General features: G+C 44.6%; 12 protein-coding genes and 1 tRNA gene. 12 read left to right on the top strand and 1 reads right to left on the bottom strand.

What is annotated here, in order from left to right:
• The first annotated feature begins 39 nt into the window (after window positions 1-39).
• On the top strand, window positions 40-945 hold the full coding sequence (locus VB073_RS00755) for an N-acetylmuramoyl-L-alanine amidase-like domain-containing protein (RefSeq protein ID WP_323402227.1): 906 nt from the start codon (window positions 40-42) through the stop codon (window positions 943-945).
• 123 nt (window positions 946-1,068) lie between these two features.
• On the opposite strand, the gene VB073_RS00750 is transcribed toward VB073_RS00755, so the two are convergent.
• Complete coding sequence (locus VB073_RS00750; protein WP_323402226.1) at window positions 1,069-2,841, bottom strand: S41 family peptidase; 1,773 nt, start codon at window positions 2,839-2,841, stop codon at window positions 1,069-1,071.
• Between the two features lie 173 nt (window positions 2,842-3,014).
• Here VB073_RS00750 and VB073_RS00745 point away from each other — a divergent pair, with 173 nt between their 5' ends.
• From VB073_RS00745 to VB073_RS00695, 11 genes are all read left to right on the top strand, one after another.
• A complete protein-coding gene (locus tag VB073_RS00745; protein ID WP_323402225.1) occupies window positions 3,015-3,506 on the top strand; it encodes a VanZ family protein in 492 nt (163 codons plus the stop codon).
• Between the two features lie 50 nt (window positions 3,507-3,556).
• Window positions 3,557-4,156 carry a TlpA disulfide reductase family protein gene (locus VB073_RS00740; protein ID WP_323402224.1) on the top strand — a complete coding sequence of 200 codons (600 nt, stop codon included), beginning with the start codon at window positions 3,557-3,559 and terminating at the stop codon, window positions 4,154-4,156.
• A gap of 98 nt (window positions 4,157-4,254) precedes the next feature.
• Window positions 4,255-4,722: a DUF4870 domain-containing protein gene (locus VB073_RS00735; protein ID WP_323402223.1), complete on the top strand. Its 468-nt coding sequence runs from the start codon at window positions 4,255-4,257 to the stop codon at window positions 4,720-4,722.
• 6 nt (window positions 4,723-4,728) lie between these two features.
• The gene (locus VB073_RS00730) at window positions 4,729-5,400 is read left to right on the top strand and encodes a cell division ATP-binding protein FtsE (protein ID WP_323402222.1); all 672 of its coding nucleotides are present in this window, start codon (window positions 4,729-4,731) and stop codon (window positions 5,398-5,400) included.
• A 414-nt stretch (window positions 5,401-5,814) separates the two neighbouring features.
• Window positions 5,815-7,434: a CTP synthase gene (locus VB073_RS00725; RefSeq protein WP_323402221.1), complete on the top strand. Its 1,620-nt coding sequence runs from the start codon at window positions 5,815-5,817 to the stop codon at window positions 7,432-7,434.
• Window positions 7,435-7,443: 9 nt separating this feature from the next.
• Window positions 7,444-9,447, top strand: coding sequence for a membrane protein insertase YidC (yidC, locus tag VB073_RS00720; RefSeq protein ID WP_323402220.1), 2,004 nt, complete (start codon window positions 7,444-7,446; stop codon window positions 9,445-9,447).
• Between the two features lie 187 nt (window positions 9,448-9,634).
• Window positions 9,635-9,979 carry a hypothetical protein gene (locus VB073_RS00715; RefSeq protein WP_323402219.1) on the top strand — a complete coding sequence of 115 codons (345 nt, stop codon included), beginning with the start codon at window positions 9,635-9,637 and terminating at the stop codon, window positions 9,977-9,979.
• 32 nt (window positions 9,980-10,011) lie between these two features.
• On the top strand, window positions 10,012-10,692 hold the full coding sequence (locus VB073_RS00710) for an OmpA family protein (protein WP_323402218.1): 681 nt from the start codon (window positions 10,012-10,014) through the stop codon (window positions 10,690-10,692).
• 95 nt (window positions 10,693-10,787) lie between these two features.
• Entirely contained in the window at window positions 10,788-11,261 is a 474-nt protein-coding gene (locus VB073_RS00705; RefSeq protein WP_323402217.1) for a GAF domain-containing protein, read from the top strand.
• 156 nt (window positions 11,262-11,417) lie between these two features.
• A tRNA-Gly gene (locus VB073_RS00700) sits at window positions 11,418-11,490 on the top strand.
• A 187-nt stretch (window positions 11,491-11,677) separates the two neighbouring features.
• Complete coding sequence (locus VB073_RS00695) at window positions 11,678-12,265, top strand: Yip1 family protein (protein ID WP_323402216.1); 588 nt, start codon at window positions 11,678-11,680, stop codon at window positions 12,263-12,265.
• Window positions 12,266-12,273: the final 8 nt, after the last annotated feature.

Below are 12,273 nucleotides of genomic sequence, written 5' to 3'. Positions count from 1 at the left end.
AGGCCAATCCCCAGTTCATTAAAGTTAATCATAGCTTTTTTGATAATAGCGCCCGCATTGTCTTTCTTTGCGCCGGTCCAAGCTATGGAAATGGCTCCTGATACAGTTGTTTCCGAATACGGTATCCTTGAACCGGTTATTTCCATGTATGATACCCCGGAGCCGGTATATACTCCCCAAGACCGGGATATTTTTGGCCGTTACCTCACCTATATCGATCCCTGGAAATCTGTTTCAACCGATAGCCTGCTTGAGAAGACAGCCCTCTTTTTTTTAGGGAATCCCTATGTATCGCATACGCTTGAGATGGAAGGTGAAGAAAAGTTGGTGGTTAACCTGCGTGAGTTCGACTGCACTACTTTTGTAGAGTCGGTAGTGGCATTGGTGAACACCGTCAGGTCTGAAAATCCTCACTTCGACATTTTTCTCAGGGAGCTGCTACGAATCCGTTACCGGGATAATAACCTTCGGGGATATGCCTCCCGGCTTCATTATACATCCGATTGGCTGTATGACAATGAGAAGAAGGGAATATTGAAAAACAGATCTGCCGGACTGGGGGGTATCCTGGAGAAAAAAAATATCGATTTTATGACTACTCACCGCAATGCTTATCGGCAGTTAAAGAGTGATGATGTCTTGTGGCAGCAGGTACAGGCGATAGAAAAAGGCGTCAATGAACGGGGTGGATTTTATTATCTACCGAAAGAAAATATAGCCGGTAAGGCAGTTATCATCCCCCATATGTCTATGGTGGCATTCGCTACAGATATTAAAGGGCTGGATGTAACCCACATGGGATTTGCTTTTCACGAAAGAAACCGTCTCACTTTTATTCATGCTTCATCCACACAGAAAAAGGTGGTAATCGACCAAAAGACACTTAGTGACTATTGTACTGGTCAATCTTCATGTACCGGCATCATCATCGCGGAAATATTATAAGCCTAACCGGCACCTAAACCTAAAACCACCAGTCCACCTATTCACTTTCCCACTTTCCCACTTTCCCACTTTCCCACTTTCCCACTTTCCCACTTTCCCACTTTCCCACTTTCCCACTTTTTATCAGCACATCATCCAGCTAACCAGTCCTCTTTCCCGCTGTTTTTCCTTATTGTCTTTCCATGAATACTGGTTTTTCAGCTTTTCTTTCATTTCATCAGCAGACGGGACTTTGGCCGGCATGGGACGGAGTATCGACTGGTACATTTCCTGGTTGCGAAGTACCTCCACAGCCTTTTCATACACATTGTCATTCGACAGTTGATGCAGCAGTACGCCTTTCTTGTAATAAAAACGTTGTACGATCTCCGATTCGATTATGCTGGAAATATCTTCTTTAAACAGATCCAGATCCCGATCCAGATTTGCATGTAATTTGGCTTCTAATGCTGCAAATTCTTCTTTTGCCACGTCCATGTATCCTTCGAATTCCATCATATTCTTCAGTTGCTCCAGGGAACGTTCGCTTAATTGGTCATATTCAAACTCCCGTTTCTTTACAAACTCCTTGAAGGCCTCGTAGTCACTCTCTGCAAGCCGGAATTCCTGAGGTGGAGCAATCTCCTTGTGCTCTTGTACCCATCCGGTCACATAATCAAAGATGATATTGTCTGTCATCAGGTAAAAAGCGATCGTCCCACCTCTGGGTTGAGGAATGGTAATGTCCGGAGTAATACCCCCACCGTCACGTACTTCACGTCCGTTACGTGTTTTGAACACGTTTGTCAGTGAGTCGGGGACCCGGGCCACGCTTCCGTCCGGATTACGGTGCGAGTAGTCTAACGCCTGGATGCAACGGCCACTTGGGATATAGTATTTTGAGGTAGTGATCTTAATATTTCCTCCATAGGGGAGATCACGAGGTGTTTGTACCAGTCCTTTTCCGAATGACCGGTTACCAACGATTACTGCCCGGTCGAGGTCCTGAAGGCCGCCTGCGACGATCTCCGATGCCGAGGCTGACCCGGTATCAATCAGCACCACAACAGGGATAAGCTCATCCAATGGCTGATTGCGGGTCAGATAGGTCCTGTCCCATTGCTTCACTTTTCCTTTGGTCGATACGATCTCTTCCCCTTTCGGAACAAACAGGTTCACCACATCCACCGCTTCGTCAAGGATACCTCCTCCGTTACCGCGCAGGTCCAGGATCAAGGATGTGGCTCCTTTCGCTTTCAGATCCAGAACTGTTTTCTTCACCCGGTCGGCACTTCGTGTCGTGAAGCTCCCGAAATGAAGATAACCGATCTTGTCGTCTATCACTCCCGCGTAGGTAATAGGATCCACTTCAATCTTTTCACGTACGATTGTTAATTTCCGCTCCTTGTCTTCTCCGGGGCGGCGGATTTTCAATTCAAGCGATGTACCCGGGGTTCCCTTCAATTTATCGCTGACCTCCTTTACTGTCGATTTACGCATATCGTTCCCGTCAATCTCCAGGATGGCGTCGCCCGCTTTCAATCCTGCCTTATCTGCCGGAAGTCCCTCATAAGGTTCATTGATCACTATCTGTCCGTTATTATAGGATATGATTGCTCCGATGCCGGCGTATTCACCTGTCGTCATGAACTGAAGGTCTTCCATGTTCTCCTCTGCATAATACTCTGTATACGGATCCAGCCGGGTCAGCATATTGCGGATGCTATTTTGTACCAGGTTATTCACCTCTACACTGTCCACGTAAAACATATCCAATTCACGCAGTACAGAGTTAAAGATGTCGATATTCTTATTGATATCGAAGTAACGTTGATTTTTATTTTCCGCCGCCGGTGCTTGTGCTTTCATTTGCAAAGCGGAGAAAATTACCAGTATACAAAGAAAAATCCTTCTCATATTATATTCCATTATTTTAGAGTCTAAACCACCTGTCCACTTTACCCACCTATCCACCATTTCCAGAAGGCAAAGGAACGAATTTTTGACGAAAATAAAATACTGTTTTAGTTATATGTTTATAAATCCCGTTCGTTGGTAGGTGGTAGCCCTTTTCTTTAACCTCATTTTTCATGAACAAAAAAAAATTGTTCAACAAAGATTGGGTAAAATCGTTTAGTAGAGGTTATCTTTGCAGTTTTACAACATTATTGTTTATGAAGAATCTCTTCCGTTATACATTTCTCCCATTACTCACAGTATTGATTATTTTCATTGCTACCTGTCTTATTTCCTCTTCTCAAATGCCGGGTATGCCCGAAGGAATTCCGTGGGATAAACTGGTCCATTTCGGTATGTTCTTTGTCCTTTCTGCTGTCTCATTGGTTGATTACTACAGGATGCACAATGGGAATCCTCCTCTTTTACGTATGATTTTCTGGGGATTCGTTATCCCTGTGCTTTATGGAGGTGCCATTGAACTGTTGCAGAAGTATTTCTTCTCATCGCGCAGTGCCGAATGGGGTGATTGGATTGCCGATATCATCGGATCACTTGTAGCTACAGTGATTGTAATTATTTTTTTTAAAAAACGACAACGATCGAAAAAAAATATATCTTTGTAAGATCGATATGTGTAAAAAAGCTATGGTTACAAATAAGAAGAATGATCAATATGCGTAAATTTTTTATACTCTATATCTCTCTCGCAGTTATATTGTTAATTTCATCTGCTTCCGCTCCCGGAAAGGGTCGTGAGGCAGCAGCCGTCTCCTGTGATAATGTTGCCGAAGTACAGGAAACAGTAGGAGATGACGATCGTCAGTTTCTGGTGAAGGTGGGAGACCAGGCTCCCGATTTTAAGATGAAATTGCCCGACGGCACCCATGTTTCACTTTCTTCTTTAAAGGGGAAAGTGGTGATGCTGCAATTTACCGCCAGTTGGTGTGGTGTATGCCGTAAGGAAATGCCCTATATCGAATCTCGCATCTGGCAGCGTCACAAGGATAACCCTGAATTTGCACTTTACGGTATTGACCGTGAAGAGCCGGTAGAAAAGATCAGGGAGTTGATCAACGCCACTAAAGTAACCTATCCTGTAGGATTGGATCCCGATGCCGGTATCTTTGGCTTGTATGCCGAAAAGAAGGCAGGTATCACCCGTAATATCATCATCGACAGGGAAGGCAAGATCGTAATGCTTACACGCCTGTTCGAAGAAGAGGAGTTCGAACGTATGGTAGAGACCATCGACTTGCTATTGGGCGGCTCCTGAGTCTATTGCGACTCGGCAGAGTACAAATAAATTTGACTTTGCCCTGTTTCTGGGAAAATTCACTTTTAATTTTTCACTTTTCACTATTAACTTGAATTATGAAGTACGAAGATTTAAAAATTCTCGACGAATTACGGGAAAAAGGGAGTATTTCCGAAGAGGAATACCAACGCGAGAAAGAAAGAATTCTCAACGATCCGGGTAATAGTTTCAGTAATGCCGGAAAAAAGCCTCTCTTCGGTCTTGAGGAGAACACTTATCTGATGTTGATGCATCTCACCCAGTTTGCAGGAGCCATAGTGCCGTTGGCCGGTTTCATTATTCCAATCCTTATGTGGACCACCAATAAAGATACCAATGCCAATGTTGATAAGCATGGTAAGAACATTCTTAATGCTATGATCAGTTATGCTATTTATGCTGTTGTGTTCTGTATTACTGTGATCGGTATTCCGTTGGCAGCTCTTTTGGGAGTGGCATATACTATCTTTATGGTGATTGCTGCCGTCAAAGGAAATAACGGAGAGTACTGGAAATACCCGTTTACTATCCAATTCATTAAATAAAGAACGATGGTGCAGGAACAACTTGTCAATTATTCCAACGTACAACTCAATCGGGAGGAAAACATCATTCTCCGCAATGTCAATCTTACTGTCAAGCGTGGAGATTTTCTTTATATTATTGGTAAAGTAGGTTCCGGGAAAAGTACCCTGATGAAAAGTATGTATGCCGAGCTGCCCATCGAGGAGGGATATGCCCAGGTATTCGATTATGAATTAGCCGGTATCAAACGCCGGCTGATTCCTTTTCTTCGTAGGAAGATAGGTATTGTGTTCCAGGATTTTCAACTGTTGATCGATCGCTCTGTCGAGAAAAATCTTGAGTTTGTATTGCGTGCTACCGGCTGGAAGAACCGGCGTGAGATCAAGGACCGTATCAACGAGGTGCTGGTACAGGTTGGCATGCAGAATAAGACTTATAAAATGCCACACGAACTGTCGGGAGGGGAACAGCAAAGGGTGGTGATCGCACGTGCCCTGCTCAACTCTCCCGCTCTCATCCTGGCAGATGAGCCTACCGGTAACCTCGATCCCGAAACCGGCAGCCAGATCGTCGCTCTTTTGCAGCAGATTTCCAGCCGTGGTACTGCCGTCATTATGACTACCCATAATTACTCTATCGTACAGGCTTTTCCCGGTAAAATCATGCGTTGTGAAAACGCATCACTGGTGGAAATGTAGTTTAGATTCAAGACTGTTAGACTATTAGACTGTTAGAACCAAGACTGTTAGACTGTTAGATTTTTAGAGCCAAGACTGTTAGACAGTTAGACTTTTAGAGCCAAGACTGTTAGACTGTTAGATTTTTAGAACCAAGACAGTTAGACTGTTAGACTGTTAGAGTCAAGACTTTTTTGATTTAGGATTTAGGGTTCAATCTGTATCAATCAATAACTCAACAACAATTCAACAATTACACACATTATTCACATTGGCATTACTTGTCCCGATTTATCGGGATTGGTATATTAGCATTACTTGTCTCGATTTATCGGGATTGGCATATTAAATTTCACCTTTCCACTTTCCCACCTTTCCACTTTTTATTATCTTTGCAACTTCGAAAATTCATTCACGTTAAATAAATTCATAATCGTGGCCGATACAAAGTATATTTTTGTTACAGGCGGTGTAGTTTCCTCTCTGGGAAAGGGGATTATTGCAGCATCGCTTGGTAAACTATTGCAGGCAAGAGGCTATAAAGTCACCATTCAGAAGTTCGACCCGTATATCAACGTCGACCCTGGAACCCTTAATCCTTATGAACATGGTGAGTGTTATGTCACGGTGGATGGGCACGAGGCCGACCTTGACCTGGGACACTATGAACGTTTTCTTAATATACAGACAACTAAAGGGAATAATATCACCACCGGACGGATTTATCAGAGTGTTATTGATAAGGAGCGCCGCGGCGATTATCTCGGTAAGACCGTGCAGGTCATTCCACACATTACCGATGAAATCAAACGTAATGTCAAATCACTCGGTGTGAAAAGTAAGTTCGATTTCGTCATCACCGAAATCGGCGGGACAGTGGGAGATATCGAGTCTACTCCTTTTCTGGAGGCGGTACGACAACTCCGCTGGGAACTGGGACGTAATTGCTTCTGTCTTCATCTCACCTATGTGCCCTATATTGCAGCTGCGGGAGAGGTGAAGACCAAACCCACGCAGCATTCCGTCAAGGAACTGCAATCGCTCGGTATCCAGCCCGATATGCTGGTGTTACGTACCGACCGCTATCTCAATAAGGATATTCTCGATAAGGTGGCCCTCTTCTGTAACGTGGAGCAGGGAGCTGTGATGCAGTCTGTCGACGTATCTACCATCTATGAAGTGCCTGTGATGATGCAGAAACAGGGTATGGACGAGGTGCTGTTGCGTAGGATGAATATGCCGTTGGAAGGTAGTGCCGACCTGGAAGCATGGAAAGCATTCCTGCAAAAACGTAAAAATGCGAAGAAAGATGTCTGTATCAAATTGGTAGGCAAATACGCCGAGTTGCCCGATGCATATAAATCGATCAACGAAGCGCTTTCACAGGCAGCTATCTATAATGACAGGAAACTAAAACTGGATCTCTGTCACTCTGAAAAGATTACCGAAGAGAATATTGGAGAGATACTCCATGATGCCGATGGGATCGTTATCGCTCCCGGTTTCGGACAACGGGGTATTGAAGGAAAGTACCTGGCATTGGGATATGCGCGTAAAAATGATATACCTACTTTCGGGATCTGTCTCGGTATGCAATGTATGGTCATTGAGTATGCACGTTCCGTCTTGAATATCCCGGGAGCAAACTCTTCCGAGTTCGATCCCAAGGCGACCGATAGGGTTATCGACTTGATGGAAGAGCAAAAACATATCACCAATATGGGTGCTTCTATGCGTCTTGGTGCTTATGATTGTGCCATCAAAAAAGGATCGCTGGCATACAAGGCTTATGGGAAGACGAAGGTGAGTGAACGTCATCGTCACCGTTATGAATTTAATAATTCCTATAAAGATCGGTTTGAGGCAGCCGGTATGAAATGTACCGGTATCAACCCCGATTCTGACTTGGTGGAAGTGGTAGAGGTGCCTCATCTTCGCTGGTACCTCGGTACCCAGTTCCACCCTGAATACAATAGTACCGTAATTTCTCCCAATCCCCTTTTCATGAGTTTTATGCAGGCAGCGGCGGAGTTACACGATGCAGGTAAAAAATAAAAACTGATAATGGATAAAAATACAGTCACAGGATTGCTGCTTATCACAGCCATCATTATTGCTTTTACTATTTTTAATAGGCCCGATCAACAACAAAGGGAGGCACGGCAACGTGCGCTTGACTCCATCGAGTTGGTGAATGCAGAACGTGCCCAACTCGAGGCGCAACAAAAGGGGGCAGGTATGGCCTCTGACACGGCTGTACCCGGTAAGATAAACATTGTTGATGATTTCTTTAGCACGGGTGCACCCAATGCGGTAGATACTACTACTGTTCTCCCCATGGAGAATAGTAGTGAGGAAGCTACATATCCGGATACCCCAACGGTAGTTCCTACCCCGGCGAAGGAAGAGACCGTGGTATTGGAAAATGAGAAACTACGTATCCTCCTTAATACGCGTGGCGGTGTTATACAGTCGGTACAACTCAAGGAATATCTTCATCACACCGGAGAAAACCTCTTCTTGTTTGATGGCCGCGATGAAGCGCGTTTCAATCTGAACCTGTTCAATCGTAATAGCGTCCGTCTCTCTACTGAAGACCAGATGTTTACGCCTATGAAAGGCGCGGATGGACAATCAGTTACTATGCGCCTGCAACAAGGTCCGGGTCATTATATCGATTTTGTATACACCCTTCCGCCCGATGAATACATGATGGATTTTGAGGTGCGGCTGGCCGGTATGAAAAATGGCCTTCATCCCGAAAGTCTTACCAATTTCCGTATGAATTGGGAGCAGAAAATCCGCCAGCAAGAGAAGGGACGTATGTTCGAAAATCGTTTCACCCGCATCCACTATAAATACGACAAGCAGGATGTAGAGAAAATGAGTGAGACAAAGAACGATCATAAGGAACTCTCCGAACCGCTTAAATGGTTCTCGTTCAAAGATCAGTACTTTACTTCTATCATCATCGGTAAGCAACCCTTCAACAATACCATACTCAATTCCGAAGTGCTTACCAGTCACGATTATACGAAATACTACAAGGCCGAAGGATGGGTTCCTGCGCAAGTAAGTCCCGACAGCGATCTGATTACCGCCGGTTTTAATTATTACTTCGGTCCGGTACATTACAGTACGCTCAAGGCTTACGATAAGGGAGTTACCAATAGTGTCGATAAACTGGAACTTGAGGAGAATGTCTACCTGGGTTACAAGTGGCTCAGTTGGGTCAATAAATGGTTCGTGATTCCGGTCTTTAACGTTTTTCTCTCTCTCAATTGGGGTATGGGGCTTATCATCTTTATCCTCACTCTTATGGTGAAAATCATTACTCTGCCGCTCACCTACAAATCCTTTATGTCGTCGGCGAAGATGAGAGTCCTTCGTCCGCAGATACAGGAATTTGAGAAGAAATTTCCCGGCACCGATCAGGAGATGATGATGAAACGTCAGCAAGCCACTATGGAACTGTACAATAAAGCGGGCGTCAACCCGATGAGTGGTTGCCTCCCCATGTTGATACAGATGCCGGTATTGTTGGCCCTCTTCTTCTTCTTCCCGGCCGCCATTGAATTGCGTCAACAGGGTTTCCTCTGGGCGGATGATTTGTCAACCTACGACTCCCTGATATCCTGGAGCGGCAATATTCCCTTGATCTCCCGTTTCCTGGGGAATCACATCAGCATATTCTGTCTGTTGATGACTGTGGTTAATGTATTCTACACCAAATACAACATGTCGATGACCGATACCGGTGCGCAGACGATGCCCGGTATGAAGTATATGCCCATTTTTATGTCCATTTTCATGTTCTTCTTCCTGAACTCTTATCCTGCCGGATTGAATTACTACTATTTCCTTTCCACGCTGATCACAATTGCTCTTACCCTTATCATGAAACAGGTGATTGACGAGGATGCGATCCTGGCACAGTTAGAAGCCAACAAGAAGAAAGTCAAAAAGAAATCGGGCTTCATGGCTCGTCTTGAAGAAGCGCAGAAGATGCAAGAGAAGGTGGCACGTGAGAAGGCTAAAGAAAACGCCAAACGCAACGTCCGTCGTTAAAAAAGAGTCTCCGGATAGAAGGGTACCCTCCCTTTGTCCGGAGATCATTTACCTTTTCAATACCTCTGTTGTAGAGAAAAACCACATCCACTTTAAAAGATGAGTTTTTAACAATAAGGTGAACTTATTTTTCTCATCTTTGTTCATTATTTAGTAAAACGACATTACTTTTTAAAAACATAAGCACATGAGTCAGGAAGATAAAGTACTTGAGTATGATGAGGACGATTCACTGCGTTTCATACGGGAGAATCTGCCTGAAGAGATGCAGGACGAGTTCTCGGATGACGAGATTAGCTACATCGTAGATCTTTTTTATGACTTCTATGAGGAGAGGGGCTATTTCGATGAGGATGCCGACGAGGATTTAGAAATCGATTTCGATAAGGATGAAGGAGAACTTCTGGAATATATTGGCAAGAATGCCCGTAAAAACAAGGAGATAATAGGAAAAGATTATACAGACGAGCAGATTGAAGCTATCGTGGCCGGTGAATTGGGTTATTGCGACACGCTTAATTTGTTCGATTAACCAAAAAATAAGATTAAATAAAAAAACGAACTATGAAACAATTTTCAAAATTATTTGCCATCGGACTTTTGGGTGGCGCGTTGGTGTTATCAGGCTGTGGAGCAAGCAATACGGTAAAAGGTGGAGGTATCGGTGCAGGAGCCGGTGCAGCTATCGGTGCGGGAATAGGTGCTATTGCCGGTGGAGGTAAAGGTGCAGCCTGGGGTGCCGGGATCGGTGCTGCGGTAGGTGGATCTGCCGGAGCTATTATCGGTAACAAGATGGACAAGCAGGCAGCCGAACTCGAGAAGATTGAAGGAGCGCAGGTAGAGAAAGTGAATGAAGGTCAGGCTATCAAGGTTACCTTTGAATCGGGTATTCTTTTCCCGCTCAACTCAAGCTCGCTCAACAACGCTTCACGCGCGTCACTTGACAAGTTTGCCGCTTCACTGCAAAGCAACCCCGATACCGATGTGAAGATTTATGGCCATACCGACAGTACAGGTAGTGATGCTATCAACAATCCGTTGTCGCAGCGCCGTGCCGAGTCGGTATACAACTATCTTATATCGAAAGGTGTGTCCGGAACTCGTATGGTTGCAGAAGGTTTTGGTTCTACCCAACCTATAGCCGATAATAATACGAAGGCCGGTCAGGCACAGAATCGTCGTGTGGAAGTATTCATTCTTCCTAACGCCAAAATGGTACGCGAAGCACAGGAACAGGCACGATAAGTGCGTGTCCTGTAACTCGTTTTTCTTTAATGTTTTCATGGAGTCGCGTTGTCTGTAAAGGCAACGCGACTTTTCACACATCAAAGAGGAATGTGATGGCAGAAGATTTACAAGTTCCGTATGGAGCATCCAAAGGGGAAATATATAAAGCGCTATTCCCTCAGTTGCAGGCATTGACGGATGGTGAACCTGATCTCATAGCCAATATGGCGAATATTGCGTCAGCCCTTCGGGAAGCATTTGGTTTTTTCTGGGTCGGTTTTTACCGTGTGGAAGGCGACCGGTTAGTGCTCGGCCCTTTTCAAGGTCCCCCGGCCTGTACCCGTATTATGTATGGCAAAGGAGTTTGCGGCACTGCATGGAAAGGGGGCCATACCCTTATCGTCCCCGATGTGGAGAAGTTCCCCGGCCATATTGCTTGCAGCAGCTTGTCGCGTTCTGAGATCGTTGTTCCGGTTAGGAATAACGGTTTGGTAACTGCGGTGCTGGATGTCGACAGTGACCGGCTCGATCATTTCGACGAAATCGATGCTTTCTATCTGGAAAAAATATGTGCCTTGGTACGTTAATTTTCTTCTCTGATATTTTGCCGAGACAAAACAAAAAGGTATCTTTGCACCATAATTAGAACTTGGTAGAGCATAACCTTGCCCCAAAAAGGAAATGGGAACTAACCTTGGCAAGGAGGCTGAATCAGAGGATTTAGTGAAAAACCAAATAATTATGCGAAAGTAGCTCAGTTGGTAGAGCATAACCTTGCCAAGGTTAGGGTCGCGGGTTCGAGTCCCGTCTTTCGCTCAGATGTAACGCCCTGAATTTTCAGGGCGTTTTTTATGTCTTAAAGAATACCTTTTACCACCATATTATTTTTGAAAAATTCTTGAAAAACCCGAAAAAGGGGGTGAAATCGTATATTTTACACTCCTTATTTTTGTGTCGGTCATTCTATTGCTGACACTTTTAATGATATAATATAACTAATCGTATGAAAACAATTGAGAGAGCGAAAAACATTCTGATGACTCCCAAAACAGAGTGGGATCTGATCTCGGAAGAAAATAACGGTCATATTAAATTGTTGACCGGCTATTTGATTCCGTTGGCATTGATACCGGCAATCGCCGGTTTTATCGGGTATGGGTTGATCGGTTACAGTGTGATAGGTGTTCATTTCGGATCGGTAGGATACGGAATACGACAGGCTTTGGTATCATTTATCTCCACGGTGGGCGGAGTATATCTGTCGGCATGGATCATCTCTTTCCTGGCCGATAAGTTCGATTCACTGAAAAATTTCGACAAGGCGTTCGGGTTAGTAGTATATTCCTATACCCCCATGTGCGTAGCCGGAGTTTTACTGATCTATCCACCCCTTTCTTTTCTGGCTACGATTGCCGGGCTTTACGGACTCTATCTGTTGTATTTGGGTATATCGCCAATGCTTCAGACCCCTCCGGAAAAGAAAACACCTTTCTTCCTCGTCAGCCTGCTGGCAGTAGCACTGGTATCTGTCATCCTTTCGGCGGTATTGGGTGCCGTAATCATTTCATCAATAAACAGATTCATCTATTAATTATTCAA

The sequence above is a fragment of the Proteiniphilum sp. genome (assembly GCF_034927365.1).
Lineage (GTDB): Bacteria > Bacteroidota > Bacteroidia > Bacteroidales > Dysgonomonadaceae > Proteiniphilum.
Note: the sequence above shows the minus strand (reverse complement) of the source record. Positions and strands in the feature narration are given on the sequence as shown.

Bases quoted from the DNA above. Each gene is read 5' to 3' on its own strand.
- VB073_RS00750 (WP_323402226.1), bottom strand. From the start codon at position 2,841: ATGAGAAGGATTTTTCTTTGTATACTGGTAATTTTCTCCGCTTTGCAA.
- VB073_RS00745 (WP_323402225.1), top strand. From the start codon at position 3,015: ATGAACAAAAAAAAATTGTTCAACAAAGATTGGGTAAAATCGTTTAGT.
- VB073_RS00740 (WP_323402224.1), top strand. From the start codon at position 3,557: ATGCGTAAATTTTTTATACTCTATATCTCTCTCGCAGTTATATTGTTA.
- VB073_RS00735 (WP_323402223.1), top strand. From the start codon at position 4,255: ATGAAGTACGAAGATTTAAAAATTCTCGACGAATTACGGGAAAAAGGG.
- VB073_RS00730 (WP_323402222.1), top strand. From the start codon at position 4,729: ATGGTGCAGGAACAACTTGTCAATTATTCCAACGTACAACTCAATCGG.
- yidC (WP_323402220.1), top strand. From the start codon at position 7,444: ATGGATAAAAATACAGTCACAGGATTGCTGCTTATCACAGCCATCATT.
- VB073_RS00715 (WP_323402219.1), top strand. From the start codon at position 9,635: ATGAGTCAGGAAGATAAAGTACTTGAGTATGATGAGGACGATTCACTG.
- VB073_RS00710 (WP_323402218.1), top strand. From the start codon at position 10,012: ATGAAACAATTTTCAAAATTATTTGCCATCGGACTTTTGGGTGGCGCG.
- VB073_RS00705 (WP_323402217.1), top strand. From the start codon at position 10,788: ATGGCAGAAGATTTACAAGTTCCGTATGGAGCATCCAAAGGGGAAATA.
- VB073_RS00695 (WP_323402216.1), top strand. From the start codon at position 11,678: ATGAAAACAATTGAGAGAGCGAAAAACATTCTGATGACTCCCAAAACA.